Source organism: Caballeronia sp. S22 (genome assembly GCF_964261745.1).
GTDB classification, from domain to species: domain Bacteria; phylum Pseudomonadota; class Gammaproteobacteria; order Burkholderiales; family Burkholderiaceae; genus Caballeronia; species Caballeronia jiangsuensis.
On record NZ_OZ180035.1, the window covers coordinates 2,753,648 to 2,780,324 of the forward strand.

At 64.7% G+C, this 26,677-nt stretch carries 24 protein-coding genes and 1 tRNA gene; 12 read left to right on the forward strand and 13 right to left on the reverse strand.

What is annotated here, in order from left to right; translation table 11 throughout:
- Positions 1–136 precede the first annotated feature (136 nt).
- From pyk to ACEN42_RS12965, 4 genes are all read right to left on the reverse strand, one after another.
- Positions 137–1,939 carry a pyruvate kinase gene (gene pyk, locus ACEN42_RS12950; protein WP_371880147.1) on the reverse strand — a complete coding sequence of 601 codons (1,803 nt, stop codon included), beginning with the start codon at positions 1,937–1,939 and terminating at the stop codon, positions 137–139.
- 4 nt (positions 1,940–1,943) lie between these two features.
- Positions 1,944–3,134, reverse strand: a complete 1,191-nt coding sequence (locus tag ACEN42_RS12955) for a phosphoglycerate kinase (RefSeq protein WP_035497825.1) — start codon at positions 3,132–3,134, stop codon at positions 1,944–1,946.
- Between the two features lie 406 nt (positions 3,135–3,540).
- Complete coding sequence (locus tag ACEN42_RS12960) at positions 3,541–3,864, reverse strand: AzlD domain-containing protein (protein ID WP_238209858.1); 324 nt, start codon at positions 3,862–3,864, stop codon at positions 3,541–3,543.
- Complete coding sequence (locus ACEN42_RS12965) at positions 3,861–4,628, reverse strand: AzlC family ABC transporter permease (protein WP_238210521.1); 768 nt, start codon at positions 4,626–4,628, stop codon at positions 3,861–3,863. The genes ACEN42_RS12960 and ACEN42_RS12965 overlap by 4 nt, the downstream gene beginning before the upstream one ends.
- A 348-nt stretch (positions 4,629–4,976) precedes the next feature.
- On the opposite strand from ACEN42_RS12965, the gene ACEN42_RS12970 reads away from it, so the two are divergent.
- From ACEN42_RS12970 to ACEN42_RS12995, 6 genes are all read left to right on the forward strand, one after another.
- Positions 4,977–5,897: a branched-chain amino acid transaminase gene (locus ACEN42_RS12970; RefSeq protein ID WP_371880148.1), complete on the forward strand. Its 921-nt coding sequence runs from the start codon at positions 4,977–4,979 to the stop codon at positions 5,895–5,897.
- A 65-nt stretch (positions 5,898–5,962) separates the two neighbouring features.
- Positions 5,963–6,160, forward strand: coding sequence for a zinc-finger domain-containing protein (locus ACEN42_RS12975; protein ID WP_008351333.1), 198 nt, complete (start codon positions 5,963–5,965; stop codon positions 6,158–6,160).
- Positions 6,161–6,288: 128 nt separating this feature from the next.
- Positions 6,289–7,362 carry a lipopolysaccharide heptosyltransferase II gene (gene waaF / locus ACEN42_RS12980; protein ID WP_035497822.1) on the forward strand — a complete coding sequence of 358 codons (1,074 nt, stop codon included), beginning with the start codon at positions 6,289–6,291 and terminating at the stop codon, positions 7,360–7,362.
- Between the two features lie 191 nt (positions 7,363–7,553).
- The gene (locus ACEN42_RS12985) at positions 7,554–8,000 is read left to right on the forward strand and encodes a nuclear transport factor 2 family protein (RefSeq protein ID WP_187607591.1); all 447 of its coding nucleotides are present in this window, start codon (positions 7,554–7,556) and stop codon (positions 7,998–8,000) included.
- Positions 8,001–8,041: 41 nt separating this feature from the next.
- The gene (locus ACEN42_RS12990) at positions 8,042–9,115 is read left to right on the forward strand and encodes a YheT family hydrolase (protein ID WP_187607590.1); all 1,074 of its coding nucleotides are present in this window, start codon (positions 8,042–8,044) and stop codon (positions 9,113–9,115) included.
- A gap of 6 nt (positions 9,116–9,121) precedes the next feature.
- Entirely contained in the window at positions 9,122–9,706 is a 585-nt protein-coding gene (locus tag ACEN42_RS12995; protein ID WP_371880149.1) for a DUF2946 family protein, read from the forward strand.
- 1 nt (position 9,707) lies between these two features.
- On the opposite strand, the gene ACEN42_RS13000 is transcribed toward ACEN42_RS12995, so the two are convergent.
- The gene (locus ACEN42_RS13000; protein WP_371880150.1) at positions 9,708–11,711 is read right to left on the reverse strand and encodes a M48 family metalloprotease; all 2,004 of its coding nucleotides are present in this window, start codon (positions 11,709–11,711) and stop codon (positions 9,708–9,710) included.
- A 176-nt stretch (positions 11,712–11,887) separates the two neighbouring features.
- On the opposite strand from ACEN42_RS13000, the gene moaC reads away from it, so the two are divergent.
- The gene (moaC, locus tag ACEN42_RS13005; protein WP_371880151.1) at positions 11,888–12,385 is read left to right on the forward strand and encodes a cyclic pyranopterin monophosphate synthase MoaC; all 498 of its coding nucleotides are present in this window, start codon (positions 11,888–11,890) and stop codon (positions 12,383–12,385) included.
- A 6-nt stretch (positions 12,386–12,391) separates the two neighbouring features.
- Here the strand turns inward: moaC and ACEN42_RS13010 are convergent, their stop codons facing one another.
- The 8 genes from ACEN42_RS13010 to recA all read right to left on the reverse strand — a co-directional run bounded on the left by ACEN42_RS13010 (position 12,392) and on the right by recA (position 21,017).
- Positions 12,392–14,197: a PglL family O-oligosaccharyltransferase gene (locus ACEN42_RS13010; protein ID WP_371880152.1), complete on the reverse strand. Its 1,806-nt coding sequence runs from the start codon at positions 14,195–14,197 to the stop codon at positions 12,392–12,394.
- Between the two features lie 178 nt (positions 14,198–14,375).
- Positions 14,376–14,969, reverse strand: a complete 594-nt coding sequence (locus ACEN42_RS13015) for a pilin (protein ID WP_187607585.1) — start codon at positions 14,967–14,969, stop codon at positions 14,376–14,378.
- Between the two features lie 123 nt (positions 14,970–15,092).
- Positions 15,093–15,803, reverse strand: coding sequence for a TerC family protein (locus ACEN42_RS13020; RefSeq protein ID WP_371880153.1), 711 nt, complete (start codon positions 15,801–15,803; stop codon positions 15,093–15,095).
- A gap of 110 nt (positions 15,804–15,913) precedes the next feature.
- Entirely contained in the window at positions 15,914–16,795 is an 882-nt protein-coding gene (gene sucD, locus ACEN42_RS13025; protein WP_035497975.1) for a succinate--CoA ligase subunit alpha, read from the reverse strand.
- Between the two features lie 101 nt (positions 16,796–16,896).
- A complete protein-coding gene (sucC, locus tag ACEN42_RS13030; protein ID WP_187607583.1) occupies positions 16,897–18,063 on the reverse strand; it encodes an ADP-forming succinate--CoA ligase subunit beta in 1,167 nt (388 codons plus the stop codon).
- A gap of 108 nt (positions 18,064–18,171) precedes the next feature.
- Positions 18,172–18,825, reverse strand: a complete 654-nt coding sequence (locus ACEN42_RS13035) for a DUF2889 domain-containing protein (RefSeq protein ID WP_371880154.1) — start codon at positions 18,823–18,825, stop codon at positions 18,172–18,174.
- A 118-nt stretch (positions 18,826–18,943) separates the two neighbouring features.
- The gene (gene recX / locus ACEN42_RS13040; RefSeq protein ID WP_371880155.1) at positions 18,944–19,927 is read right to left on the reverse strand and encodes a recombination regulator RecX; all 984 of its coding nucleotides are present in this window, start codon (positions 19,925–19,927) and stop codon (positions 18,944–18,946) included.
- 19 nt (positions 19,928–19,946) lie between these two features.
- The gene (gene recA / locus ACEN42_RS13045; protein ID WP_035497811.1) at positions 19,947–21,017 is read right to left on the reverse strand and encodes a recombinase RecA; all 1,071 of its coding nucleotides are present in this window, start codon (positions 21,015–21,017) and stop codon (positions 19,947–19,949) included.
- 252 nt (positions 21,018–21,269) lie between these two features.
- Between recA and ACEN42_RS13050 the strand changes: the two genes are divergently transcribed.
- The 5 genes from ACEN42_RS13050 (at position 21,270) to ACEN42_RS13070 (ending at position 26,638) form a co-directional block, all read left to right on the forward strand.
- On the forward strand, positions 21,270–22,007 hold the full coding sequence (locus tag ACEN42_RS13050; RefSeq protein WP_238209841.1) for a response regulator transcription factor: 738 nt from the start codon (positions 21,270–21,272) through the stop codon (positions 22,005–22,007).
- Positions 22,008–22,012: 5 nt separating this feature from the next.
- The gene (locus ACEN42_RS13055) at positions 22,013–23,596 is read left to right on the forward strand and encodes a sensor histidine kinase N-terminal domain-containing protein (RefSeq protein ID WP_371880156.1); all 1,584 of its coding nucleotides are present in this window, start codon (positions 22,013–22,015) and stop codon (positions 23,594–23,596) included.
- 232 nt (positions 23,597–23,828) lie between these two features.
- Entirely contained in the window at positions 23,829–25,487 is a 1,659-nt protein-coding gene (locus ACEN42_RS13060; protein WP_187607578.1) for an MFS transporter, read from the forward strand.
- 95 nt (positions 25,488–25,582) lie between these two features.
- Positions 25,583–25,659: transfer RNA gene (locus tag ACEN42_RS13065), tRNA-Met, on the forward strand.
- Positions 25,660–25,777: 118 nt separating this feature from the next.
- On the forward strand, positions 25,778–26,638 hold the full coding sequence (locus ACEN42_RS13070) for a MurR/RpiR family transcriptional regulator (protein WP_371880157.1): 861 nt from the start codon (positions 25,778–25,780) through the stop codon (positions 26,636–26,638).
- Positions 26,639–26,677: the final 39 nt, after the last annotated feature.

A 26,677-nucleotide genomic window follows, 5' to 3' on the forward strand; every position in this document is an offset into this window, starting at 1 on the left:
CGCGCTCGATTCCGCTCTCGGGCGGTTTTCGGCTTTATCGTTGCGTGGACTGACGCATCGCTCTGCGTCGTCTTGCGCGCTTGATGAGCGCCCGCCGCTGCTCGCGCGGCGGGCGCTCCGGACTTCGCGAAAACGCTTAGAAGTGATCGCCCACACGCACGATCTTCAGCGTGTTGGTGCCGCCCGCCTGACCCATCGGCTCGCCGACGGTGAGCACGACCATGTCGCCGCGCGCCGCGTAGCCCTTCGACACGACCACTTCGAGCGCCTGATTCAGCGCGGTATCGCGGTCCATGTTGGTATCGACGTGCAGCGGCGTCACGTTGCGGTACAGCGACATCGTGCGCTCGCTCGACACGCGCGGCGTCAGCGCGAAGATCGGCACGTGCGTCCAGTGACGCGACATCCACAGCGCCGTCGAGCCGGATTCGGTCAACGCGACCACGGCCTTCGCGCCCAGGTGATACGCGGTGAAGAGCGCGCCCATCGCGATGGACTGGTCGATGCGCGTGAACGTGCGGTCGAGGAAATCGCGATCGAGCTGCGACTCCTCCGACTTCTCCGCTTCGACGCAGATGGCCGCCATCGTTTCGATGGTCGTCACCGGATACTTGCCCGCCGCGGTTTCGGCGGAGAGCATCACGGCATCGGTGCCGTCGAGCACGGCGTTCGCCACGTCCGACACTTCCGCGCGCGTCGGCACGGGCGCGTGGATCATCGATTCCATCATCTGCGTGGCGGTGATCACGAGCTTGTTCGACTCGCGCGCCATGCGGATCATGCGCTTTTGCAGCGCCGGCACCGCCGCGTTACCCACTTCCACCGCGAGATCGCCGCGCGCGACCATGATGCCGTCCGATGCGTCGAGAATGCCCTGCAACGCCGGAATCGCTTCGGCGCGCTCGATCTTCGCGATCATCTTCGGCTTGATGCCGTACGGCGCGCCCGCGATGTTCGCGAGCTGACGCGCCATTTCCATGTCGGTTGCGTTCTTCGGGAACGACACCGCCACGAAGTCCGCGCCGAGCGACATCGCCGTCTTGATGTCCTCCATGTCCTTCTCGGTCAGCGCGGGCGCGGTGAGGCCGCCGCCCTGGCGGTTGATGCCCTTGTTGTTCGAGAGCTCGCCGCCGACCTTCACCGTCGTGTGGATTTCTTCGCCGATCACGCGCGTCACGTCGAGCACGATGAGACCGTCGTTGAGCAGCAGCACGTCGCCGGCGCGCAGATCGCGCGGCAGATCCTTGTAATCGAGGCCGCAGCGTTCGTTGTTGCCGAGCGGGCAGTTGGCGTCGAGGATGAACGGATTGCCCGCGACGAGCATCGTCTTGTTGTTCTCGAACTTGCCGACGCGGATCTTTGGGCCTTGCAGGTCCGCCATGATCGCGACTTCGCGGCCCACCTGACGCGCCGCATCGCGCACGATTTCCGCGCGCTGGCGGTGGTCGTCGGCGGTGCCGTGCGAGAAATTGAAACGTACGACGTCGAGACCCGCCTGCAGCATTTGCAGCAGGATGTCAGGGCTCGTGGAAGCCGGGCCGATGGTGGCAACAATCTTTGTAGCGCGATGCATGGAATTCCTCGTCTCAGTAGGATCGCCCGTAACTACGCTGCGAGCACGTTGCGCTTGCGGCGAGGTGTTGCTCACCGGTTGCGCGCGCGCGCCGGATCGTGCCGGCGTCGCTTTGTCGATTTCTTTCAGTGCATGGGCGGGCAGGCCGCCGATGATGACCGGAGGCGTGGGCGGCACTGCGGCCGCGGCTTCGCCTTCGGGTGATGCCTGATCGGGTTGAGCCGCTTCCGCGATCGCCAGCGCTGCTTCAGCGGCGGCATCGAGCGCGCCGCTGTCGATCACGTCCTGCGTCACTTCGTCTTGCGCGCCGCCGGCTGCTTGCGCGCCCTTCTTTCCTGCTTTCGCCGGATTGCCTCGGGCCGTCAACGCCTTAAGCCCGCGACTCGAGCACTTCCACCGCGGGCAGCGTCTTGCCTTCCAGGAACTCCAGGAACGCGCCGCCGCCGGTCGAGATGTAGCTCACCTTGTCGGCGATGTTGTACTTCGCGATGGCCGCGAGCGTGTCGCCGCCGCCCGCGATCGAGAACGCCGACGAGCTGGCGATCGCCTGCGCGAGCGTCTTCGTGCCGTTGCCGAACTGGTCGAACTCGAACACGCCGACCGGGCCGTTCCAGACGATCGTACCGGCCGTTTCGAGCTGCGCCGCGAGCGCCTTGGCGGTGTCCGGGCCGATGTCGAGGATCAGGTCGTCGTCGGCGACATCCGCGACGGGCTTGATTTCCGCCTTCGCGGTCGGCGCGAATTCCTTCGCCGTCACGACATCGCTCGGAATCGGCACCGATGCGCCGCGCGTGCGCGCCTGCTCGATGATTTCCTTCGCTTCGTCGACGAGATCGGCTTCCGCGAGCGACTTGCCGATCTTGAGACCCGACGCCAGCATGAACGTATTCGCGATGCCGCCGCCGACGATCAGCTGATCGACCTTCTCGGCGAGCGACTTCAGAATGGTGAGCTTGGTCGACACCTTCGAGCCCGCGACGATCGCGACCAGCGGGCGCTTCGGGTTGCCGAGCGCCTTGCCGAGCGCGTCGAGTTCGGCGGCGAGCAGCGGGCCCGCGCACGCGACCGGCGCGTACTTCGCGATGCCGTGCGTCGTGGCTTCGGCGCGGTGCGCGGTGCCGAACGCGTCGTTCACGTAGACATCGCAGAGCTTCGCCATTTTCTGCGCGAGGCCGTCGTCGTTCTTCTTCTCGCCCTTGTTGCAGCGGCAGTTTTCCAGCAGCACGACGTTGCCCGGCTGGACCTGAACGCCGTCGACCCAGTCGGCGACGAGCGGCACGTCGCGGCCGAGCAGTTCCGACAGACGCGCCGCGACCGGCGCGAGCGAGTCTTCCGGCTTGAACTGGCCTTCGGTCGGACGGCCCAGGTGGGACGTGACCATCACGGCCGCGCCCGCGTCGAGGGCGGCCTTGATCGCCGGGACGGAGGCGCGCACGCGCGTGTCTTCGGTGATGTTGCCGTTATCGTCTTGCGGCACGTTGAGATCCGCGCGGATGAACACACGCTTGCCGGAGACTTTGCCTTCGGCGATCAGATCGGTGAAACGCAGTACTTTCGTCATGGGAGTCAACGTAGGTAAAGAAGCGGTTCGGGCGGGGACGGCCGTCGGGGCGGCCGGTTCGTGGAGTCGCCGCGTGCGGGCCGCCGGGCAGGACGGCTCGCGCGCGGATCAGGCTGGAGGCGAAGGCCGCGCGGTGAAGCCGAACGCGCGTGCCGGAAGCGGGAGAAAGGGATCGGACAGATGAATCCGGAGATGCGCGCGAGACGCGCTCGGGCGCGTGCTCGGACACGTGCACGCAGCCGGGAGCGGCGGATTGGAAAATCGTAGCGCGGTGACTGCCGGACACACTTTCGACCTCGCTCACTCGGGAAAGACCATCATTTTAACCGATCGCCTTGACGCCTTTTAGCGGGCAATCGTTGATGACGCGTATTTGGCGACGACGCATTCATCATGCTCGACGACTTCACGCCGCGAGGCGCAGCAGCGTGAACACGAGCATGCCGACGGCGATCGTGCCCATCATGCCGCGCCGCCACAGGTAGTACGCGAGCCCGGCCGCCGACGCCCACAGCGCATGATTCGACAGCGCGAGCGAGATGCCCGTGGACGTCTCCAGCAGATCCGGCACGACGACGCCCGCGAGCGCCGCGGCCGGCGCGTAGCGCAGCACGCGCTGCACGCGCGGCGGCAACACCATGCGCTCGCCGCCGATCAGAAAGAGCGCGCGCGTCACCGCCGTGACGAGGCCCATGCCGAGAATCGCGAGCCAGACGTGCAGCGCGCTCATCGGAGGGGCCTCGTGGCGGCGGGCTTGTCGTCCTTGTTGCCGGCGACGGGCTTCGGCCCCGTGCGTTCCGCGATCACGTCCGCGAGCGTACCCGCGAGCAACGCCGCGAACACCGCGAGCGGCAGGCCGAAGCGATACGGCAGATCGAACGCCAGCAGCGCGACCACACTGGCGACGGCGACGGCGGCGAGCGTCGAGCGCGTGGCGATCGCCGAAACGATGAGCGGAATCAGCGCGAGCGTGCCGGCGAGTTCGAGGCCCCAGTTATCGGGAATCAGGCTCGCGAGCAGAATCCCGATCACCGACGAGCTCTGCCACGACAACCAGCTCGACACCGCCAGCCCCCAGAAGAACGCTTCCTTGCCGGGCTGCCAGCCGACCGGGAAATTCCGCTTCGAAAACATCAGATAGATGATGTCGCCGTTGAAATAGCCGAGCAGCAGACGGCGCTTGAGCGGCAGATAGGCGAAATGCGGCGCGAGCCCCGCGCTGAAGATGACGAAGCGCAGATTGACCATCGCGGCGGTCAGGAGAATGGTCCAGAGCGGCAGCTTCGCGGCGAAGAGCGGCAGCACCGCGAGTTGCGACGAGCCCGCGTACACCGCGAACGACATGCCGAGCGCCTGCGGCACGGTCAGCACGGACTTCGTCATCGCGATGCCGGTCACGAGACCCCAGGAGAACGTCGCCAGGACGGCGGGCGAGAAGGTGCGCACGCCCTCGAAAAACGCGCGGCGATTCGTGTCTGACAGCCGGTCGAGCATGAGCGAATGCGAGGCGAACAGGACAACCCGTGATGCCATTGCGCGGCCTCGATCGATTGCGCGATGGATCGGGAAAAACCGGGAAAATCGGGAATGGTGAGCTTCGCCGTTTCGTTCCGCTATTTTTTCAGCGGACGGCGAAAGGCAAATTATAGCGTCGTGAAAGGCGCTCCAAGATCGGTTTCGTCGCGAAAAGACGCTAAAATGACGGTCTTTCGCTGCCTTTGCGCCCTCGCCGCGCGTCTTCCCCACGGAATCCACGCAAGAAAGCGCGCCGGGCGCCGCTGCCCTTCAGAACGCGGGCGGCCTGCCGAAACCCACTTGAACCGAGACAGCTAGGAGAACCGTATGTCAATGGCCGACCGCGACGGCAAGATCTGGATGGATGGCACGCTGATCGACTGGCGTGATGCCAAGATCCACGTTCTGACGCACACGTTGCACTACGGCATGGGCGTTTTCGAAGGCGTTCGCGCGTACAAGACCACGCAGGGCACGGCCATCTTCCGCCTGAAAGAACACACGAAGCGCCTGCTGAACTCGGCAAAGATCTTCCAGATGGACGTCCCGTTCGACGCCGCCACGCTCGAAGCCGCGCAACTGGAAGTCGTCAAGGCGAACAACCTGGAAAGCTGCTACATCCGCCCGATCATCTGGGTCGGCTCGGAAAAGCTCGGCGTTTCGGCCAAGGGCAATACGATCCACGTGGCCATCGCCGCTTGGCCATGGGGCGCGTACCTCGGTGAAGACGGCCTCGCGAAGGGCATCCGCGTGAAGACGTCGTCGTTCACGCGCCATCATGTGAACGTGTCGATGGTGCGCGCGAAGGCCTCCGGCTGGTACGTGAACTCGATTCTCGCGAATCAGGAAGCCGTCGCCGACGGTTACGACGAAGCCCTGCTGCTGGACGTGGACGGTTACGTCTCCGAAGGCTCCGGCGAGAACTTCTTCCTCGTGAACAACGGCAAGATCTACACGCCGGACCTGGCGTCGTGCCTCGACGGCATCACGCGCGATACCGTCATCACGCTCGCGCGCGATTTCGGCATCCCGGTCATCGAAAAGCGCATCACCCGCGACGAGGTCTACACCTGCGACGAAGCGTTCTTCACCGGCACCGCCGCCGAAGTCACGCCGATCCGCGAGCTCGACAACCGCACCATCGGTTCCGGCGCGCGCGGCCCGATCACGGAAAAGCTGCAAAGTGCGTTCTTCGACGTCGTCGGCGGCAAGAACGAGAAGTACGCGAGCTGGCTCGCGAAGGTTTAATCGACCTCATGCGACGCGGCGGGCCGAATGCTCGCCGCGCGCTGGACATCTGACAAGAGATAGCAATGAGCGACCTGAAGGAAATGCCGCTGGTGGAATTGTCGGCGAAGGACCTGCCCGCCTTCTGCCCGAACCCGAAGATGCAGCGCTGGAGCACGCATCCGCGCGTGTTCATCGACGTGACGCACGGCGAAGCGCGCTGCCCGTACTGCGGCACGCGCTACAAGCTGAAAGACGGCGAAGTGCTCAAGGGCGGCCACTGAAAGCCGCCGGGTGCCGGCCGCGCCCTGATCGTTTGCGCCGCGCAGCATCGGCGCACGTCAACCCACACCAATCGACGGCCCGCCCCAAGGCGGTGGGCCGCGTTTATTTTGAGATCGGATAACGAAAGATGCGCCGTGCGCTGGTTATAGCACCGAACTGGATCGGTGACGCATTGATGGCGCAGCCGCTCTTTACGCTCTTGCGCAAGCTTCATCCGCGCATCGCGATCGATGCCGTCGCGCCCACCTGGGTCGCGCCCGTGCTGGAACGCATGCCCGAGATCCGCGATGTCTACGCGACGGACCTCGCCCACGGCAAGCTGCAACTGCTGCGCCGCTGGCAGCTCGCGAGCGATTTGCGCGATGTTGGCTACGACGCCGCCTACGTGCTGCCCAACTCCGTCAAATCCGCGCTGATTCCGTGGATGGCGGGCATCAACTTGCGCATCGGCTACAAGGGCGAGAGCCGTTACGGGCTCTTGAACGTGCGCCACGCGAATCCGCCGAAGACCGAGCGTCCGCCGATGACCGCGCACTACGCCGCGCTCGCCTACACGCCGGGCGCGAAGCTGCCGTTCGTCGACAGATTCGCCCAGCCCGAAGCGGCTGCGGCGCCCGACGCACAAACGCTTCCCGTGCCGCGTCTCGAATCCGATCCGAACGAGGCCGCGCGCGTCTCGACGCGCTTCGATCTCGACACGCGCGCGCCGCTCGTCGTGTTTTGTCCGGGCGCGGAATACGGCCCGGCCAAGCGCTGGCCGCCGGAGCATTTTGCGTCGCTCGCGCAGTTCATCGCGCAGTCGTTCCCGTATGCGCGCATCATCGCGCTCGGCTCGAAGAAGGACGCGCCGATCGCGCAGGCCATCGCGGAGCGCGCGCCGATGGTCCGCAACCTGTGCGGCCAGACCTCGCTCGGCGAAGCGTGCGCGCTCATTTCGCGGGCGAGCGCGGTCGTCACCAACGATTCCGGCCTGATGCACGTCGCGGCCGCCTCGCGCCGGCCGCTCGTCGCGGTCTACGGCTCGACCGATCCGCGCCACACGCCGCCCTTGTCCGATCTCGCAAAGGTACAATGGCTGCATCTTGAATGCAGTCCGTGCTTTGCCCGCGAGTGTCCGCTCGGCCATCTGAACTGCTTGCGCGAACTCTCGGCCGAACAGGTCTTCGGCGATCTGCGAGGGATGCTGCTCGCGCATCGTTGATGTTGCGCTCACGCGTCGAAACGCGTGTCCAACAAGACGGTTTCCAGCCGTGTGTGCGGGTGCGGACACGCGAATGTCTCCGAACGGGGGCATGCTTTGACCAATGACCGATGCAGCGCGCCGTTCCGTTGCCTGCCGCCATCAGCGGCTTCGAGCGGCGCGCAGCACCGAATGCCAGAGACCCACGAGCCATGCCACGTTTCGCCCGCCTCTTCGAAGCCGCCGCCGATACTCTCAACGCTTACTATCAGGCAGTCGCGGACAACAGCATCGACAGTGTGATGTCGTTGTGGATCGACGAGGATTTCGCCGCCTGCGTCTGCGCGGACGGCACGCATCTGCACGGGCTGGAAAGCATCCGCGCCGGTCTCGGCAAGCAATTCGAAACGCAGGCGGTAACCATCGAGCCGCTCGATATCCGCGTGTACGACAGCCTGGGCACGGTCGTTTATGCAATCGCCGAGGCGCATCAGCCGGCCACGCCGGCGAGCGTACCGCGCATGATCTACACGACTTACGTGATGGTTCACGAGCGCGGCGAATGGCGCATCGCGCATATTCACGCGAGCGAGATGCCGATGGAAACGGCGGGCCAGTTCGCGGCGAAGCTGCGTCACGGTCAGGGACCGCTGCACTGAAGACTTGAAGCGCTGAAGAAGACGTTTGTCGGGGAGGGGCCATGAAGCGCGATCCGTTGTTGAAACACGATTCGTCATTCGTGGACAAAGCGCCTGCCGTAGCACTGAAGGCAACCGCGCGCGTGCCGGGGCTGCCGGGCTCGGACTGGCTCTATAACGCGCCGCGCTGGCTGCCGACGAGCCATGCGCAGACCATCGTTCCTGCTCTGTTCGGCCGCAAGCCCGCCGTGAGTTATCGCCGCGAGCGCTGGAACACGCCCGATGGCGATTTCATCGATCTCGATTTCCTCACGCACGATCCCGGCGACGAACCCGCCGCGAACGCCCCGCTCTTCGTGCTCTTTCACGGCCTCGAAGGCAATTCCGACTCGCACTACGCCCGCACGATGATGGCCGCCGCCCGCGCGCGCGGCTGGCACGGCGTCGTGCCGCATTTTCGCAGTTGCAGCGGCCCGCTCAACCTGCTGCCGCGCTTCTATCATCTTGCCGACAGCGCCGAAGTCGACTGGATCCTGCGTCGGCTCGCGCAATCGCATCCCGGGCCGATCGTCGCGGCGGGCGTATCGCTCGGCGGCAACGTGCTGCTGCACTGGCTGTGCAAAAACGGCAAGGATGCGTCGATCGTCAGTGCCGCCGCGGCCATCTCCGCGCCGCTCGACGTCCACGCGGGCGGCCTCGCGATCTCGCAGGGCTTCGGCATGGTCTACACGCGCAGCTTCCTGAAGTCGCTGAAGAAGAAGGCGCTCGCGAAGCTCGGCCAGTATCCCGGTCTTTACGATCGCGACGCCGTGCTCGCCGCGCGCACGCTCTACGAGTTCGACAACGTCGTCACCGCGCCACTGCACGGCTTTCGCGACACCAATCACTATTGGTCGACGGCGACCATTCGCGCGCATCTGAAGCACATCGAAGTGCCGGCGCTGCTTCTGAACGCACGCAACGATCCGTTCCTGCCCGAGTTCGCGCTGCCTTCGGTGGCCGAAGTGTCGGCGCGCGTGACGCTCGACCAGCCGAATCACGGCGGGCACGTCGGCTTCATGACGGGGCCGTTTCCCGGCCGGATCGACTGGCTGTCGCTGCGGGTGTTCGGCTATCTGGAGAACTTCGTTTCGTGAACCATCATGGATGAAATCGTCAGGCAGGCGCTCGCCAAATGGCCCAACGTTCCGCATTGCACAGGCTGGCTGCTGCTCGACCGGCGCGGCCAGTGGCGCATGCGCGACGACGCCGCGCAGGCAGCCGGCGAACTCGGCACGCCGATCCGGCATGAAGCGCTGCTGGGCTTCATCAATCGCAACTACGAGAGCGATGCCGACGGTCAGTGGTTCTTCCAGAACGGACCGCAGCGCGTGTACGTAGAACTGGCGTACACGCCGTGGATCGTGCGCCTGCACGCGGCGGACGGCGCATTGCGCCTGACCGATCAGGCCGGGGCGTCGTTCGGGCCTGCGCACGCGTTCATCGACGACGAAGGCGGCATCCTCTTTTCCGACGACGCATCGCCCGCGCGCGTGGCCGCCCTGCACGATCACGATATCGAAGTGTTCGCGAATCACGCATCGCTCGACGATGCGGGCAAGGGCGGCGTGTTCCATTGGCGCGATGGCGTCGATCTGCCCGTGCAGCCGATCGCGCGCGCCGACGTCGCGACGCGCTTCGGTTTCGTGGCGAGTCCCGCCGACCGCGCCGCCGCGAAGAAAGACTGATCTAGCTGTTCTTCTCCAGCTCGCGCTCTTCCTTGTAGCGCGTCTCGAAATCGCGCAGGCGCGCGGAAATCGTCGAGAGATCGTAGAAGCTGGCGGTCTTCACATCGCGCGCTTCCTTCAGTTGCCGGATCGCGGATGGCCATGCGCCGTCCAGCGCGAACTTCTCGGCCATCGCCTGATGCTGTTGCAGCGGATCGTTGAGACCGGCGCTCGCCTGCGCGAGATAGAACCACCAGTCGGGCCGCGCCGGCTCGGCGCGCGTCCCGCGGCGTGCGAGCGTCTGCGCTTCGGCGAAGCGGCGTGCGGAAAGCAGCGCCTGCAAATGCACGTCGATGGCAGCGTGCGATTCCGGCCAGCGTTTCTGCGCGATGTCCGCGAGACGGATAGCGTCGTCGTTGCGGCCCGCGCGGCGCGCGATGTCGGCCGCCAGCACGTCGAGGCTCGGCGTGCTGCGTAGCGCGGGCGGCGCGGGCTGCGGTTTCTGCGCCGGCGCCGACCGGCCTTCGACGTGAACCGGCGGCAGAGCGATGTCGCTGCTCGCGCGAGACGGCTTCGCTGGCGTCGAATCGGGCTGCGGCGCGTTGCCGAGATTCAGCGCCGCGCGTGCGTTGTTGAGCGGCGTCGCGGTCATCGAAGGGTCCGCGTTGCGCAGCGATTGATCGCCGCCCTTGCGCGACGTCACGGGCGGCGCGGTCGCGACCGTTTCCTGCGATGGCCGCGCGCGATCTTCCTGCCGAACCTGCGCCGATGCCGCCGCCGTGCTCGCCTCCTCGCCCTCGAACAGCTTGCGCGCTTTGGCGAGCGCGTCGCTGGCGGCGTCGTAATTGCCCATCAACGATTGCGCGAGTGCGATCCCATACCAGTTCGACGCCGGGTTGAGCGCCGTCTGATCCTCGATTTCCGATTTGAGCCGGCTCGCGACCTCGCGATAGTCGCTCGCATAATTCACCTGCAGCACGCGCGCGCGGGCGCGCACAAACGCATATTCCGCCGATTGACGCGGCTGACGGTACGGCACGCGCCGCGCGCGGCCTTCCATGTCGGCGATGCGATCGGTCGTGAGCGGATGCGTGCGCACATAGGGCGGCACGCCGTTATCGGCCATCGAATAGCGGTCGAGGCGCTCGAAGAACGCGACCATCGCGTACGGGTCGTAACCGGCGGCGGCGAGCATCTGGAAGCCGACGCGATCGGCCTCGTGCTCGGCCGCGCGCGAGAAGCGCAGTTGATTGTCGACGGCGAACGCCTGGCCGCCCATCGCGATGCCCATGCCCAGATCTCCGCTATGCGCGAGCAGGCCCGCGAGCATGCCGGCGACCATCGCGGCGAGCGCCGCGTAAGTGCTCTTTTCCTGCGTGCCGAGCATGCGCGCGATGTGACGCTGAAGCACGTGCCCCATTTCGTGGCCGATCACCGACGCCAGTTCCGACTCGGTCTGCGTCGCGGCGATCAAACCCGTATTCACGCCGATGAAGCCGCCCGGCATCGAGAACGCGTTGATCTGCGAATCGCGCACGGCGAACAGGTCGAAGTCGGGCCGATAGCCGCCGAGATACTGCACGGCCGCGGCGGCGGAGAGCTTCGACGAGATCGAATCGAGGTAGTCGCGCAGCAGCCAGTCGTCGAGATAGTCGGGATCGGCGCGCACTTCGCGCATCATCCGCTCTCCGACCTTGCGCTCGGCCTGCGGGGTGAGCGAGCCGCCGGAGCCATCGCCGAGATCCGGAAGCTGCACCGAAGAAAGCGGCGCGCGCAGGCCGGACATCGTGCCGGGGCGATTCGCGAAGCGGCTTTCGGCGCCGCCGTAGACGCCGAAAACGCCTTCCGCGACATTGGCCGGCACGTCGCTACCGACATTTTCCTGCGATGACCGCAATTGCGACGCCGCGAGCGTGCCGGTCGCGTTCGAAGAAGGCGAGCCCGATTGCGCCAGCGCCGCGGGCGGCATGGCGAGGGCGACGCACAGCAGGGAGATGAGCACGCGGCTCGGACGTATCGGATGCATGGCGCGAAACGGTCGAAGCGCCGATGGTCGGCTCGAAAACTAAAACGAGCTTATCGTATCAAGTGTTGCGTGTGGGGCGTCTAGCGTCGGCCGTGCGTGGCCGCGGACGGCGCGATGTTTCGTGAAAAACCGCGAAATCACGCTGGTATGATAGGCGCCCATTCGAAGGAGACGCTATGTCCGGACTCACCCATTTCGATGCCGCCGGCGAGGCGCACATGGTCGATGTCGGCGCGAAGAACGAAACGCGGCGGGTCGCCGTGGCGCGCGGCTCGATCGCGATGCTCGACGGCACGCTCGCGCTGATCCGCGAAGGCCGCGCGAAGAAAGGCGACGTGCTCGGCGTCGCGCGCATCGCCGCGATTCAGGGCGCGAAACGCACCGCCGATCTGATCCCGCTGTGTCATCCGCTGGCGCTGACGCGCGTCGCGGTGGATTTCACTATCGATGAAGCGCTGCCCGGCGTGCATTGTGAAGTGCGCGTGGAGACGGTCGGGCGCACCGGTGTGGAGATGGAAGCGCTGACCGCCGTGCAGGTCGGCTTGCTGACGATCTACGACATGTGCAAGGCGGTGGATCGCGGAATGACCATCACGAACGTGCGCGTGATGGAGAAGCATGGCGGGAAGTCGGGCGACTGGGTGGCGGCAGATCACGCAGCGCCGGCACCCTGACCTTCCTCACTCCTCGTCGTCTTCCGCCGACGGCACCTGACTCTGCGCCGGCACCCCATACACCTTCACCAGATCCGCCCTGAAGGGAGCCAGCGACGTGCCGGCTTCATCGACCAGATCGTAGACGGCAGCAAGCTGCTTTGGCCAGTCGTGTAGCTGCATCGCGAAAATCTTCAGGCGCGCCATCGTGTCGAGCGCTTCGGCGCGTTGTCCGGCGAGCGCCTGGAGCACCGCGTACCGGCGCAACACTGTTTCGCCCGGCAACAGCGCGATCGCCTTTCGGTGCGCGGCGAGCTTCTCCTCGACGTTCTGCGCGTTGATCGGCAGCAGCGTCGCCGCACCGTATTCGCCCCATGCCGTGAACAGGAACGAAGGATTGTCGCGATACTGCTCCGCGGGCCGCGAGCCGTAATAGAGCACTTCGGCGCGATTGTAGTCACGCAGCGTCGGATAGAGCGCCGCGAGGCCACCGAGCACGAGCACGACATACACGCCATACGACAGCGGACGCGCGACGAGCCGCAGCGGCCGCGTCTCGAGCAGCCCGATGACGAGCATCGCCGGCATCAGAAAGAACATGTACTGCTGCGGATACTCGACGAGCGCGTGCATCATCAGCACGCCGAGCAGCGACAGCGCGAAAATGCGCGCCGGCGTCTGCGGCGCGCGCAGCACGCGAATCAGCCAGAACACGATGCCCGCGACGAGAATCGCCATGCCGAGCGCGCCCGTTTTCGCGAGCAGGTCGATGAAGATGTCGTGCGCGTTATTCGCGATCTCCACGCCGCCGAGATCGCGAACGAGATCGAACTGATAACGGGGAAACTCGCCCCAGCCGACACCCAGCAGCGGATGCGTCTTGAACATCGTCCAGCCGTATTTCCAGAGCGCCAGGCGCGGCGCGATCTGACTGGCTTCCTGCATGCGCTCCGCCGCCGATTGCGCAAGTCCGAAGTCGTAGCGCACGTTCGCCCAGCGCACCGCCGCGTTCACGGCGAAGAAGACGATTGCGAGCAGAACCGGGACGATCCACGCGCGCACATCGCGCCGGCCCGGCCCGTCGAAACCTTCCGACGCGACCGGACGCCCGATCACGAAGGCCATCCAGAATCCGGCGACGACGATCACGGCTGTCTGCAGCCACGGCCCGCGCGATACCGTGAGCGCGAGACCGAGCGAGTAGACCGCCGACAGAATCAGCCACAGCACGATCGGGAGCCGCCGCGCCTGCACGAAATACAGCGCCCCCGCCAGCGCGAACGCGATCACGGTCGCGAGGTGATTCGCCTGCGCCATGTTGCCGAAGGGACGGCGTTCGACCATCACGTTGTACGCGACCACGAACGGCGTGAACTTCACTTCGAGATGCAGCAACTGCACGATCTGGCAGAAGACCGCGAACAGTCCGCCGACCATCAACGCAGCCGCGCCGATTCTCAGCGTCTTCTCCGCGAGCCCCGCCCGCACGAGTCCGAAGCCCGTATGCACCGCGACGAACGACGCGAGCAGATACGCGCCGCCGAGCCAGTTCATCGATGGCTGAGCGACCGGCAACAGCAGCGTCTGCGCGACGAGCAGTACGCCGAACGCGAGCGGCATCAGCGCGACGACCGGCGACGCGAACGGCACTTTGGGCTCGGACACGCGCACGAGCAGCGCGACCGTCGCGCCGAGCGCCAGATAGAGCGCGAGCGCGCTGTATTCGGCGTAGAAAGTCGGAATCGGATACGTGTGGTTGACGACCGCGAAGGGAATCGTCAACGCAAGACACAGGACAGCAAAACAGAGAAAGCGTGCGTATTGGGAAGGCATAGGGACAGGGAACGTCGGCAACCGGCGCACTATACAAAACTTTGCCCCCGCTGTCCGTCGAACGGCCGGAATTGCTACGAAATCGCTGCTTTTCTCGCAAAAACGACGCTGCATGGACGCGGCGGCGCCGTAAATCCTGCCGCCGCGCTTTCCCGTACGTCGCGATCTTTCGCACCGCTTACGCGCGGCACTCCGGCGGGGCAAGGTTCGCGCGGAGCGTCGCCGCTTGCGCAGGCAATGGGCCGGCGCCCGGCGCGGGCAGCGACGAATCCGTTTTCGCTGCCGCGAAGCATTCCCATGTCACCGATCCCGCTTGCACGACGCCGCGGCTCAGCGCGACGCGCGCGGTCGGGGTATCGGCGTTATCGGGTGTCGAAGGGACGAGCACGAGCGTGTTCGAACCCTCGGGCGCGACGCGCGTCGTGTAGGCGATCGTGATCTGCCCGGTGTCGCTATCGACGTGAATCGACTCGACGTTGCGCGTGCCCGGCGGCGACGCAAAGCCGCCCGCGAGATCCGCGCCGCTCGCCGCGTTCTCCGCCACCCCGAGCCGCGCCGCCGCCGCGAGCGTGATGCCCTCGCCCACGCGACTTCGCGCCAGATAATCCTGATACGCGGGTATCGCATACGCCGCGACCACACCGACGATCGCAAGCACGATCATCAGTTCGATCAGCGTAAAGCCGCGCGTCTGCACTTCTTCCGCGCGCCGTCCGAACCACCATGCGCGCCGTTCGCGCGGCGCGTCCAAATCACAAGCCATCGTCGTCATTGCTGCTCCAGGAAATCAAAAAGCGCCCTGCCGCGAGATGCGATCAGGACGCTTCGATCGTATTGAGGGAGCGCAACGAGCAACAGTCGGCCGAACGGCCTAGGAGATTTCGCGGACGCGCGGTCAGCCGGCCGCGCGATTGCCCTCGGCGAGCGCGCGACGTTTGAGCAGCCAGCCCAGCGCGACGACCAGGAACGCCCCGGAGACGCGCGCCGCATATCCGGCGAACTCGGTATTGAGCGCGGGCCATCGGTCGATGAACGGATCGTCGATGATGAGTCCCCCCGCGATCCATCCGAGCAGGCCCGCGCCGACCAGCACGACCGCCGGAAAACGGTCGAGCAGCTTCAGCACCAGCGTGCTGCCCCACACGATGAGCGGAATGCTCACGATCAGTCCGAAGATCACCAACGCGAGCCGATGACGCGGATCGGCGGCTTCGGCCGCGCCGGCTATCGCGATCACGTTGTCGAGGCTCATGACGGCATCGGCGACGATGATCGTCTTCACCGCCGCCCACAGACGGTCCGATGCGTTGATCTCGTGCTCGTCGTGATCCGGCTGCATCAGCTTCACGCCGATCCACAAGAGCAGCATGCCGCCCACGAACTTGAGGAACGGAATGTCGAGCAACATCACAGCGAACGCGATCAGCACGACACGCAGGATGATCGCGCCGAGCGTGCCGAGCACGATGCCTCGCGTGCGCTGCTGATCCGGGAGGTTACGGCACGCGAGCGCGATCACGACGGCGTTGTCGCCGCCGAGCAGGATGTCGATCACGATGATCTGGACGACCGCGCCCCAGTGAAGCGTCGAAAAGAATTCAAACATGAGGCAGAAATAAAAAAGCGAGGAAGCAATGCTCCCTCGCTTTTTGTTGGCTTATATACGAAAGGAATCAGTAAGAGTACCAAACCCTCGCGTAAATTGCCCGCTCGATGTCAGAGAACCGACTTCAGCAGACGCGCCATCTCCGACGGATTCTTCGTGACCTTGATGCCGCACGCGTCCATGATTTCGAGCTTGGCGTCCGCCGTGTCCGCACCGCCCGAGATCAGCGCGCCAGCGTGGCCCATGCGCTTGCCCGGGGGCGCCGTCACGCCCGCGATGAAGCCGACGACCGGCTTCTTCATGTTGTCCTTGATCCAGTAAGCGGCGTTCGCTTCGTCCGGACCGCCGATCTCGCCGATCATGATGACGGCGTCCGTGTCCGGATCGTCGTTGAACATCTTCATCACGTCGATGTGCTTGAGACCGTTGATCGGATCGCCGCCGATACCCACCGCCGACGACTGGCCGAGGCCGAGCGCCGTCAGCTGACCGACTGCTTCGTACGTCAGCGTGCCCGAGCGCGACACCACGCCGATGCGGCCTTTCTTGTGGATGTGACCCGGCATGATGCCGATCTTCAGCTCGTCCGGCGTGATCGTGCCGGGGCAGTTCGGTCCGAGCAGCAGCGTCTTGCGGTTTTCGCGGCGCATGCGGTCCTTGATTTCGAGCATGTCGCGAACCGGAATGCCTTCCGTGATGCAGATCGCGAGATCGAGATCGGCCTCGACGGCTTCCCAGATCGCGGCGGCAGCACCCGCGGGCGGCACGTAAATCACCGAAACGGTCGCGCCGGTTTCAGCCTTCGCTTCCTTGACGGACGCGTAGATGGGAATGCCTTCGAAGTCTTCGCCGGCCTTCTTCGGGTTCACGCCCGCGACATACGCCTCACGGCCGTTCGCGTATTCGCGGCACGCGCGCGTGTGGAACTGGCCGGTCTTGCCGGTGATGCCCTGCGTGATGACCTTCGTGTCTTTGTTGATCAGAATCGACATGTAGTGACCTCTGTTCGTTTGGCGTCGCCAAAGCTCGCGCTCGGCGACCGCCATTCGTATCTGGTGGAACGCTCTCTTAGGCTCGGTAAGCGAAACCGCGCTTACTTGCCTTCGGCTGCCGCGACGACCTTCTGCGCGGCTTCTTCCATGCTGTCCGCCGAGATGATCGGCAGGCCCGAGTCGGCCAGCATCTTCTTGCCGAGGTCTTCGTTCGTGCCCTTCATGCGCACGACGAGCGGCACCTTCAGGTCCACGGCCTTCGACGCCACGATCACGCCTTCCGCGATCACGTCGCAGCGCATGATGCCGCCGAAGATGTTCACGAGAATGGCCTTGAGGTTCGGATTCTTCAGCATCAGCTTGAACGCTTCGGTCACCTTCTCGGTCGTCGCGCCGCCGCCGACGTCGAGGAAGTTGGCCGGCTCGCCGCCGAACAGCTTGATGGTGTCCATCGTCGCCATCGCGAGGCCCGCGCCGTTCACGAGACAGCCGATGTTGCCGTCGAGCGAGATGTACGCGAGGTCGAACTTCGACGCTTCGACTTCAGCCGGATCTTCTTCGTCCAGATCGCGGTAAGCGACGATTTCCGGATGACGGAAGAGCGCGTTCGAATCGAAGTTGAACTTGGCGTCGAGCGCGATGACCTTGCCTTCGCCGGTCAGGATCAGCGGGTTGATTTCCGCGAGCGATGCGTCGGTTTCGTAGAACGCCTTGTACAGACCTTGCAGGATCGCGCGCGCTTGCGGAATCGATGCGTCCGGAATGCCGATCTTGCGTGCGAGGTCATCGGCGTCTGCGTCTTGCAGACCGGTCGACGGCTCGACGGCGAACTTGTGCAGCAGTTCGGGCGTCTTTTCCGCGACTTCTTCGATGTCCATGCCGCCTTCGCTCGACGCCATCACGACGACTTTCTGCGAAACGCGGTCGAGCACGAGGCCGACGTACAGTTCCTTCTTGATGTCCGCGCCTTCTTCGATCAGCAGGCGATTCACCTTCTGGCCTTCGGCGCCGGTCTGGTGCGTAATGAGCTGCATGCCGAGGATCTGGTTCGCGTATTCGCGGACCTGCTCGATCGACTTCGCGACCTTCACGCCGCCGCCCTTACCGCGGCCGCCGGCGTGAATCTGCGCCTTGACGACCCAAACCGGGCCGCCCAGCTCTTCCGCGGCCTTGACCGCATCATCCACCGAGAACACGGGTTTGCCGCGCGGGACCGCGACGCCGAATTTCCGCAGGATTTCCTTACCCTGGTACTCGTGAATCTTCATGCGTGATTCCTTCAGTCTGAGAGTTGGAGTGAACTTCTATGTGCTTGAACCGCTTATTTTTCGATTCTTGTTTGAATTCCATGCGTGCGCGCAAGCGCTGCCTGCGCGCTACGAGGCGGACTTTGTCTCCGGCCTGTCCTGTACCGTTGTGCCGGTGTCCGTTTGACCGGCGGGTGCGTGGCCGAACCAGCGCGGGTAATACTCTTTGACCGCGGGGCCGTCGAAACGCAACGCGTGGCATCGGCCGAGCTGAAACGGCGGCTCGTCCTGCGGTGCGGTCGTGGAGGGATTGGCGGCGTCGGATTGATTGAACGGATTGCCGTCTTCGATCTTCCAGACGTCGCCGGCGAATGCCTGAATGGCTGCGGTCGGCAGGACGCCGCACAGTTCGGTGAGATGCGTGCAGCCGGCCGCGCCGCGCAGCAGCCTGTTGGCTTCGCGGCGAAAACTTTGGAGCAGATTGAGCCCGATGAGCTTGCGATAGACCGGATTGGACTCGGCGCACAGAGCGCCATACGGCGACCAGTCCGACGATGCCTCGACGTCGACGATGGTGAGCTTGCGGTCGATGGTGATGCGCAGCCAGAGTTCATGGATCGGCAGGCCGTGTGGCCGGACGCCCGTGGCGAGGCGAAAGTCGCGCGGCTTCTCATCGGTTAGACAGGCTTCGATATCCCAGAGGCCGTCGTCACGCTCGAACGCTTCCAGCCTAATCGCGCGACGGTGGCGCAACTGTCGGGGAGCGGGAGGCGAGAGAGGCATGCTGGAAGTGAGCCGGTACGGGGGAAACCGTGGAATTTTAGCATATTGGGTATTTGGAGCCGGACATGCGTTCCACGAATGAAACGTGCGTGCGGTTTCGGCTGAGACAGGCCGACATTCAATCGTCGACGATCTCTTCGCTCCAGTCCTCGTCGCCGCCCTTCAGTATCTTCCCGATGGTGCCGCTGGAAAAGCCGCGCGCGGCCAGAAAGCGCGCTTGCTTCGCACGTTCCGCAGGCGTCTCGGGCGGCACGCCGTACTTCTTCTCCCACACGGTCTGGGCGCGCGCGGTTTCGGATTGCGCGAGTTTGTCGGCGGTTTCGCTGATGAGCTCATCGCCGACGGCATGGCGCTTCAACTCGCTGATGATCCTGCCGCCGCCCATTCGCGATGCCCGCCGATGCACGACGCTCTCGACAAAGCGCTCGTTCGACAGCCAGCCATCGCGTTCGAGGCTGTCGAGCAGCGATTCGAGCAAATCGGCTTCATCGACGTACGGACGCAGCTTGCGCGACAACTCCGCCCGGCTGTATTCGCGCCGCGAGAGAAATGCGAGCGCACGCCCTTTCAGCGAGCGCTGCGGGCGTTTGGGATTGTTGACTTCGGTCGCCGAAGGCTTTCGGGTGCGTTGAGTGGAGCGGCCGTAGACCGGTTCAGCCGATTCGATAGGTGCCGGCCCGGCAGGCGCGCATTGCTCGAAGGGCTCGAAAGGATCGGCGTCTTCGAACGGGTCCGTGAAGGGGGTGAGATCGGGTTCTGAGGGTTTGCTTGCGGGCGTGGCCGGCTGCGACGCGCGATCAACGGGACGTGCCTTCGGCTGCTCGGTCGCCTGCTTCAGCAACGCGCGCGCTTGCTCCAGACGCGCGGCGCGATCGCTCGCATCATCGCTTTCTTCGCCGTCGTTCACGGGCTCAAAAACGCGACGCGCCGACGCGAATGACTTCGCGTCGGCGCGCTGCTTGTTACTGCGTTTGAAGCCGCTCGACTTCGACGATGCACCACGCCGCTCGCTGCTTCGTTCGTAGCGGTCAGCAGAGTCGGAACCGCTCTCGGTTCCGCCATCCGCCGTGTCAGCCTTCGATCCGAACCGACGCTTCTGCATCGTCCTTCAAGCCTGATGCTTACTCGTCGTCGGCCGTTGCAGCGCCTGCGACAGCAGCCTCGCCCAGCGCGGCGACACCCAGCGATGCGCGGATCTTGTTCTCGATCTCGCGTGCGATGTCCGGATTTTCGCGCAGGAATTCACGCGCGTTGTCCTTGCCCTGACCGATGCGGTCGCCGTTGTAGCTGTACCAGGCGCCGGCCTTGTCGACCAGCTTCGCCTGCACGCCGAGATCGATGATTTCGCCCTGACGCGAGATGCCTTCGCCGTACAGGATGTCGAAGATGGCTTCGCGGAACGGCGGCGACACCTTGTTCTTCACGACCTTCACGCGCGTCTCGTTGCCGATGACTTCGTCGTTCTTCTTGATCGAACCGATACGGCGGATATCCAGACGCACCGACGAATAGAACTTGAGCGCATTACCGCCCGTGGTGGTTTCCGGGTTGCCGAACATCACGCCGATCTTCATGCGAATCTGGTTGATGAAGATCACGAGGCAGTTCGTGCGCTTGATCGTACCGGTGAGCTTGCGCAGCGCCTGCGACATCAGACGCGCTTGCAGACCCGGCAGCGAATCGCCCATTTCGCCTTCGATTTCCGCCTTCGGCACGAGCGCCGCGACCGAGTCGATGACGATCATGTCGATGGAGCCGGAGCGCACCAGCGCATCCGCGATTTCCAGCGCCTGCTCGCCCGTGTCCGGCTGCGAGATCAGCAGATCCTGCGCGTTCACGCCGAGCTTTTGCGCGTATTGCACGTCGAGCGCGTGTTCTGCGTCGATGAACGCCGCCGTGCCGCCGAGCTTCTGCATCTCCGCGATCACTTGCAGCGTGAGCGTGGTCTTGCCCGACGACTCCGGACCGTAGATTTCCACGACACGGCCGCGCGGCAAGCCGCCGACGCCGAGCGCGATGTCCAGTCCGAGCGAACCGGTGGAAACCACCTGAATGTCTTCGACCGCCTCACCTGCGCCGAGCCGCATGATCGACCCTTTGCCGAATTGCTTTTCGATCTGCGAGAGCGCGGCGGCCAGGGCCTTGCTCTTTTCCGCAGTCATTCCAGCCGGGCCTTTCTTGCTTTCTTCCATGAATCGTCCTTTGCTATGATGAACGGCGTCTGAGGCAGTGTTCACGGGCTTTTCCGTTGCTCGATCGAGCATACGAAACCACGCTTCACACTCACGCAGACACTGTATAAAAAAACAGTAGTTTTTGCAAGCATGCAACGGCATGGCGCAGCTTTTTTTCCACGCCGCGCGAGACGCGCTAAAACTACGAAACACCTGGAGACCGCCGCGCCGGGCGACAAACGGTGCCGGCAATATAAGGCGCACACGACGATGCGAATCCTCATTGCCGAAGACGACAGCATACTCGCGGACGGCCTCGTCCGATCACTCCGCCAATCGGGATACGCCGTCGACCATGTGAAGCATGGCGTCGAGGCGGACACCGCGCTTTCCCTGCAGACTTTCGACCTGCTGATACTCGATCTCGGCCTGCCGCTCATGTCCGGTCTCGAAGTCCTGCGCCGCCTGCGCGCGCGCAACTCGCAGATGCCCGTGCTGATCCTGACCGCCGCCGACAGCGTCGATGAACGCGTCAAAGGCCTCGATCTCGGCGCGGATGACTATATGGCCAAACCCTTCGCGCTGAACGAGCTCGAAGCACGCGTGCGGGCGCTCACACGGCGCGGCGCGGGCGGCGGCCCGACGGTCGTGAAGCACGGCTCGCTCTCCTTCGATCAGGTCGGGCGGATTGCGACGATCGGCGATCAGGTCATCGATCTGTCCGCGCGCGAGCTCGGCGTGCTCGAAGTGCTCTTGCAAAGAACCGGCCGGCTCGTGTCGAAGGAACAACTCGTCAATCATCTGTGCGAATGGGGCGAGGAAGTCAGCAATAACGCGATCGAGGTCTACGTGCATCGGTTGCGCAAAAAGATCGAGCCGAGCGGCGCGAAGATCATCACGGTACGCGGCCTGGGTTACACGCTTGAGAAAGCGGGCGTCACGGCGCCCGGCACGAACGGCGCGGGCCCGCAACCGTCGGGCGTCGCCGCCGGCCAACACTATAAGTAGCCTGCATGGCGTCGCCCGCTTCCACCGAATCGCCCGAGTCGAAAAATCACGCAAAAGCGAGCGCCGACGATTCCGACGCCCAGCGCGACGCGCGCTATGCCAACCCTTTCGCGCCGCCCGACGAACTCGAGCCCGACGACGAGACGCATCCGCGCTCGCTCTTCGGCGAGATTCTCGACTGGATGCTCGCGCCGCTGCTGCTGCTCTGGCCGATGAGCATCGCGGTGACGTATCTCGTCGCGAAGTCGATCGCGAACGGGCCGTTCGACCGCGCGCTCGAAGCCGACGCCTACGTGCTCGCGCGCCAGATTCAGCCGGTCAACGGCGTCGCCGAATTGCGGCTGCCGGACGCGACGCGCGATTTCCTGCGCGCCGATAACGTCGACAGCGTGTTCTTTCAGGTGCTCGGCACGCGCGGCGAGCTGGTCGGCGGCGACCGCGACATGCCCTTGCCGCACGACGACGATCGTCCGCAGCCGGGCATCGTCGAGTTTCGCGACGATGTGCTGCGCGGCAACGACATCCGCGTCGCTTATACGACCGTCGATCTGCCCGGCCTCGCGCCCGGCCGCGATCCGGACAGCGCGCAACCGGTGCTCGTGCAGGTGGCCGAGACGCTCGACAAGCGCAGCCAGCTCGCCAACGACATCATCAAGGGCGTGATCCTGCCGCAGTTCGTGATCCTGCCGCTCGCGATCATCCTCGTATGGTTCGGGCTGTCGCGCGGGCTCGCGCCGCTGCATGCGCTGCAATCGAACATCCGCGCGCGCCGCCCCGACGATCTCTCGCCGCTCCAGGCGGGCAGCGCGCCGCCGGAGATCGCGCCGCTCGTCGCGTCGTTCAACGATCTGCTCACGCGCCTCGAACAGAACATGGAGTTCCAGAAGCGCTTCATCGCCGATGCCGCCCATCAGATGAAGACGCCGCTCGCGGGCCTGCGCATGCAGGCTGAACTGGCGATGCGCCAGGATGTATCGACGGAAGTGCAGCACTCGCTCGAACAGATCGCGATGAGTTCCGAGCATGCCGCGCGCCTCGTGACGCAACTGCTCGCGCTCGCACGCGCCGAGAATCGTGCGACGGGGCAGATATTCACGCCCATCGTGCTGACCGATCTCGCGCGGCTCGCCGTGCGCGACTGGGTGCAGGCCGCGCTCGCGAAGCGTATGGACCTCGGTTATGAAGAGCCGCCGTTTCCGGTCGAAGTGGAAGGCAACGTCGTGATGTTGCGGGAAATGTTGTCGAACCTGATCGACAACGCGATCCGCTACACGCCGGCGGGCGGGCGCATCACCGTGCGCGTGCGGACCGACGATAACGATCTCGATCTCGTGCATCTCGAAGTGGAAGACACGGGCCTCGGCATTCCGGCGGCGGAGCGCACGCGCGTGGTCGAACGCTTCTATCGCATACTCGGGCGCGAGGGCGATGGCAGCGGACTCGGCCTTGCGATCGTCAAGGAGATCGCGACGATGCACGGCGGCTCGCTCGCCATCGAGGATCATGTGTATCAGGAGAGCCCGAGACTCGCCGGAACCCTCGTAAGGGTGAGCCTCCAGCGGGTTTTTCCTGCCCGGGACAAACCCTGAGCGTAGGTCTCGCGCAGCGCGTTTGCCCGCGCGAGAAGAACGAGCTTAAAAGAATTTAAACGATCGTTCGAATCACATGCCTGCCAATTCCGCGAACATCACCGTTATGGCCTCGATGTTGCCCGTCAGTCACCGCGTCAGAACGCCGTAAGTTTTCGTTCCAATAATCTTTGCACCGGAGCCGCCTAGTCGCGGACCGATGTATTCGAAAATTCAAATCAGGAGACGATACATGGCTACGGTTGAGGGGCGCGTGTCACACGCACCGATGACGGCGGAGGAGAAGAAAGTCATCTTCGCCTCGTCGCTCGGCACGGTGTTCGAATGGTATGACTTCTATCTGGCGGGCTCGCTCGCCGTCTATATCAGCAAGACTTTCTTTTCAGGCGTCAATCCGACGGCCGGCTTCATCTTCACCTTGCTGGGCTTCGCCGCGGGCTTCGCGGTGCGTCCGTTCGGCGCGATCGTGTTCGGCCGGCTCGGCGATATGGTCGGTCGCAAGTACACGTTCCTCGTGACCATCGTGATCATGGGTCTGTCGACGTTCCTGATCGGCTTCCTGCCGGGATACGCGACGATCGGCATCGCGGCGCCGGTCATCTTCATCGCGATGCGGCTGTTGCAAGGTCTCGCGCTCGGCGGAGAGTACGGCGGCGCGGCGACGTACGTCGCGGAGCACGCGCCTTCGAACAAGCGCGGCGCGTGGACGGCGTGGATCCAGACCACCGCGACGCTCGGCCTGTTCATCTCGCTGATCGTGATTCTCGCGGTGCGCACGATCATGGGCGAAGAACAGTTCGGCGCGTGGGGCTGGCGCATTCCGTTCCTCGTGTCGATCCTGCTGCTCGCCGTGTCCGTGTGGATTCGCATGAAGCTGCATGAGTCGCCGGTCTTCGAGCGCATCAAGGCGGAAGGCAAGACCTCGAAGGCGCCGCTCACGGAAGCGTTCGGCGAATGGAAGAACCTGAAGATCGTGCTGCTCGCGCTCTTCGGTCTGACGGCGGGCCAGGCGGTCGTGTGGTACACGGGCCAGTTCTATTCGCTGTTCTTCCTGACGCAGACGCTGAAGGTCGATGGCACCAGCGCGAACATCATGGTCGCGGTGGCGCTGCTGATCGGCACGCCGTTCTTCGTGTTCTTCGGTTCGCTGTCGGACCGTATCGGGCGCAAGCCGATCATCATGGCGGGCTGTCTGATCGCCGCGTTGAGCTTCTTCCCGCTCTTCAAGGCGCTCGCTCACTACACGAATCCGACGCTCGAAGCCGCGACGCAGAAGTCGCCGATCGTCGTGATCGCCAATCCGGACGAGTGCTCGTTCCAGTTCAATCCGGTGGGCACGGCGAAGTTCACGAGCTCCTGTGATATCGCGAAGAGCGCGCTGTCGAAGGCGGGTCTGAACTATGAGAACGTGGCGGCGCCCGCGGGCACGCAGGCGCAGATCAAGGTCGGCGAGACGGTCGTGAACACGTACGACGGCAAGGCCGCCGACGCCAAGGTTCAAGGCGCGGCGTTCGACAAGACGCTGGCCGGCACGCTGAAGAGCGCGGGCTATCCGGCGAAGGCCGACCCGGCGCTCATCAACTGGCCGATGGCGATCGTGGTGCTGACGATCCTCGTGATCTTCGTGACGATGGTGTACGGGCCGATCGCGGCGATGCTGGTCGAGATGTTCCCGGCGCGGATTCGCTATACGTCGATGTCGCTGCCGTATCACATCGGCAATGGCTGGTTCGGCGGCTTCCTGCCGGCGACGGCCTTCGCGATCGTCGCGGCCAGGGGCGATATCTACTCTGGCCTGTGGTACCCGATCGTGATTGCGCTGGCGACGTTCGTGATCGGCATGTTGTTCGTGAAGGACACGCGCAAGTCGAATGTCTATCACGAGGATTGATGCGGGCTTCGCCTGCCCTTCCACGCGGTTCTTAAGAATTCGCGTGGAAGGGGTTGACAGCCTGTACGACGCTCGCCATAATCTCGTCTTCTTTCGGCGAATTAGCTCAGTCGGTTAGAGCGACGGAATCATAATCCGCAGGTCCGGGGTTCGAGTCCCTGATTCGCCACCAGCTTCAAGAAAAAGCCGCTGTCCCACAAGGACAGCGGCTTTTTGCTTTCTTCCTCACGCGCACGTTCCCCATCGCCCTCATGCTTAAATAGCGCATCGCTTCCTCAAGCATCCAGAACGTGCCCACCTTCGACCAACTCGCCGCGACCATCCGCGATCGTTTTCCCGACCTGAGCCCGCAATTCCAGGCCGGCGCCGCCTTCCTTCTCGACTATCCCGACGAGGTCGCCGTCCTCTCGATGCGCAAGGTCGCCGAACGCGCGAAGGTCCAACCCGCCGCGATGGTCCGTCTGTCGCAACAACTCGGCTTTCCCGGCTGGAACGAACTCCGCGAAATCTTCGTGAGTCGCGTCCGCACGCGTCCCGAACCGTTGACGACGCGCGCCCGCTCGCTCGTCAAAAGCGGCGCCGACAATCACCTGAGCCGCGATCTCGCGCAAGCGCAATCGCACAACCTCGATCTCACGCTCGCGCAAAACGCTGCGAGCGTCGTCGATGCGGCGAAGACGCTGAAGAAGGCGCCGCATGTCCACGTCGCGGGCTTTCGTTCGTGCTATCCCGTCGCGTTCAGCCTGCTCTACGGTTATCGGCTGTTCCGGCCGTCAGTGAGCCTCGTCAGCGGCGAAGCCGGCACGCTCGAAATGCAGTTGCGGGGCATCGAAAAGCGGCACGCCGTGGTCGTCGTCAGCTTCGCGCCGTATTCCGTCGAAGCCGTGCGCGTCGCGCAGGCGGCGATCGAACGCGGCGCGAAACTCATCGCGCTCACGGACAGCGCCGTGTCGCCCATCGCGTTGAATGCGGATCACACGCTGATCTTCTCGCACGAATCGCCGTCGTTCTTTCCGTCGCTCGTCGCGGCGTCGGCGCTGGCGGAAATGCTCGTCGCGCATCTGCTCGCGCTCGAAGGCAAGGATGCAGTCGCCAATCTGGAGCAGGCCGAAGCCGCGCTGCACTCGCAAGGCGCCTACGCGGCGAGCTGACCGGGCGCGCAACACGTTGCCGATGCACGCGCACTTGAC

Excerpts from the sequence above, each read along its gene's own strand:
- ACEN42_RS12955 (WP_035497825.1), bottom strand. The coding sequence starts at position 3,134 with ATGACGAAAGTACTGCGTTTCACCGATCTGATCGCCGAAGGCAAAGTC.
- ACEN42_RS12960 (WP_238209858.1), bottom strand. The coding sequence starts at position 3,864 with ATGAGCGCGCTGCACGTCTGGCTCGCGATTCTCGGCATGGGCCTCGTC.
- ACEN42_RS12965 (WP_238210521.1), bottom strand. The coding sequence starts at position 4,628 with ATGCTCGACCGGCTGTCAGACACGAATCGCCGCGCGTTTTTCGAGGGC.
- ACEN42_RS12970 (WP_371880148.1), top strand. The coding sequence starts at position 4,977 with ATGTCAATGGCCGACCGCGACGGCAAGATCTGGATGGATGGCACGCTG.
- ACEN42_RS12975 (WP_008351333.1), top strand. The coding sequence starts at position 5,963 with ATGAGCGACCTGAAGGAAATGCCGCTGGTGGAATTGTCGGCGAAGGAC.
- waaF (WP_035497822.1), top strand. The coding sequence starts at position 6,289 with ATGCGCCGTGCGCTGGTTATAGCACCGAACTGGATCGGTGACGCATTG.
- ACEN42_RS12985 (WP_187607591.1), top strand. The coding sequence starts at position 7,554 with ATGCCACGTTTCGCCCGCCTCTTCGAAGCCGCCGCCGATACTCTCAAC.
- ACEN42_RS12990 (WP_187607590.1), top strand. The coding sequence starts at position 8,042 with ATGAAGCGCGATCCGTTGTTGAAACACGATTCGTCATTCGTGGACAAA.
- ACEN42_RS12995 (WP_371880149.1), top strand. The coding sequence starts at position 9,122 with ATGGATGAAATCGTCAGGCAGGCGCTCGCCAAATGGCCCAACGTTCCG.
- ACEN42_RS13000 (WP_371880150.1), bottom strand. The coding sequence starts at position 11,711 with ATGCATCCGATACGTCCGAGCCGCGTGCTCATCTCCCTGCTGTGCGTC.
- moaC (WP_371880151.1), top strand. The coding sequence starts at position 11,888 with ATGTCCGGACTCACCCATTTCGATGCCGCCGGCGAGGCGCACATGGTC.
- ACEN42_RS13010 (WP_371880152.1), bottom strand. The coding sequence starts at position 14,197 with ATGCCTTCCCAATACGCACGCTTTCTCTGTTTTGCTGTCCTGTGTCTT.
- ACEN42_RS13015 (WP_187607585.1), bottom strand. The coding sequence starts at position 14,969 with ATGACGACGATGGCTTGTGATTTGGACGCGCCGCGCGAACGGCGCGCA.
- ACEN42_RS13020 (WP_371880153.1), bottom strand. The coding sequence starts at position 15,803 with ATGTTTGAATTCTTTTCGACGCTTCACTGGGGCGCGGTCGTCCAGATC.
- sucD (WP_035497975.1), bottom strand. The coding sequence starts at position 16,795 with ATGTCGATTCTGATCAACAAAGACACGAAGGTCATCACGCAGGGCATC.
- sucC (WP_187607583.1), bottom strand. The coding sequence starts at position 18,063 with ATGAAGATTCACGAGTACCAGGGTAAGGAAATCCTGCGGAAATTCGGC.
- ACEN42_RS13035 (WP_371880154.1), bottom strand. The coding sequence starts at position 18,825 with ATGCCTCTCTCGCCTCCCGCTCCCCGACAGTTGCGCCACCGTCGCGCG.
- recX (WP_371880155.1), bottom strand. The coding sequence starts at position 19,927 with ATGCAGAAGCGTCGGTTCGGATCGAAGGCTGACACGGCGGATGGCGGA.
- recA (WP_035497811.1), bottom strand. The coding sequence starts at position 21,017 with ATGGAAGAAAGCAAGAAAGGCCCGGCTGGAATGACTGCGGAAAAGAGC.
- ACEN42_RS13050 (WP_238209841.1), top strand. The coding sequence starts at position 21,270 with ATGCGAATCCTCATTGCCGAAGACGACAGCATACTCGCGGACGGCCTC.
- ACEN42_RS13055 (WP_371880156.1), top strand. The coding sequence starts at position 22,013 with ATGGCGTCGCCCGCTTCCACCGAATCGCCCGAGTCGAAAAATCACGCA.
- ACEN42_RS13060 (WP_187607578.1), top strand. The coding sequence starts at position 23,829 with ATGGCTACGGTTGAGGGGCGCGTGTCACACGCACCGATGACGGCGGAG.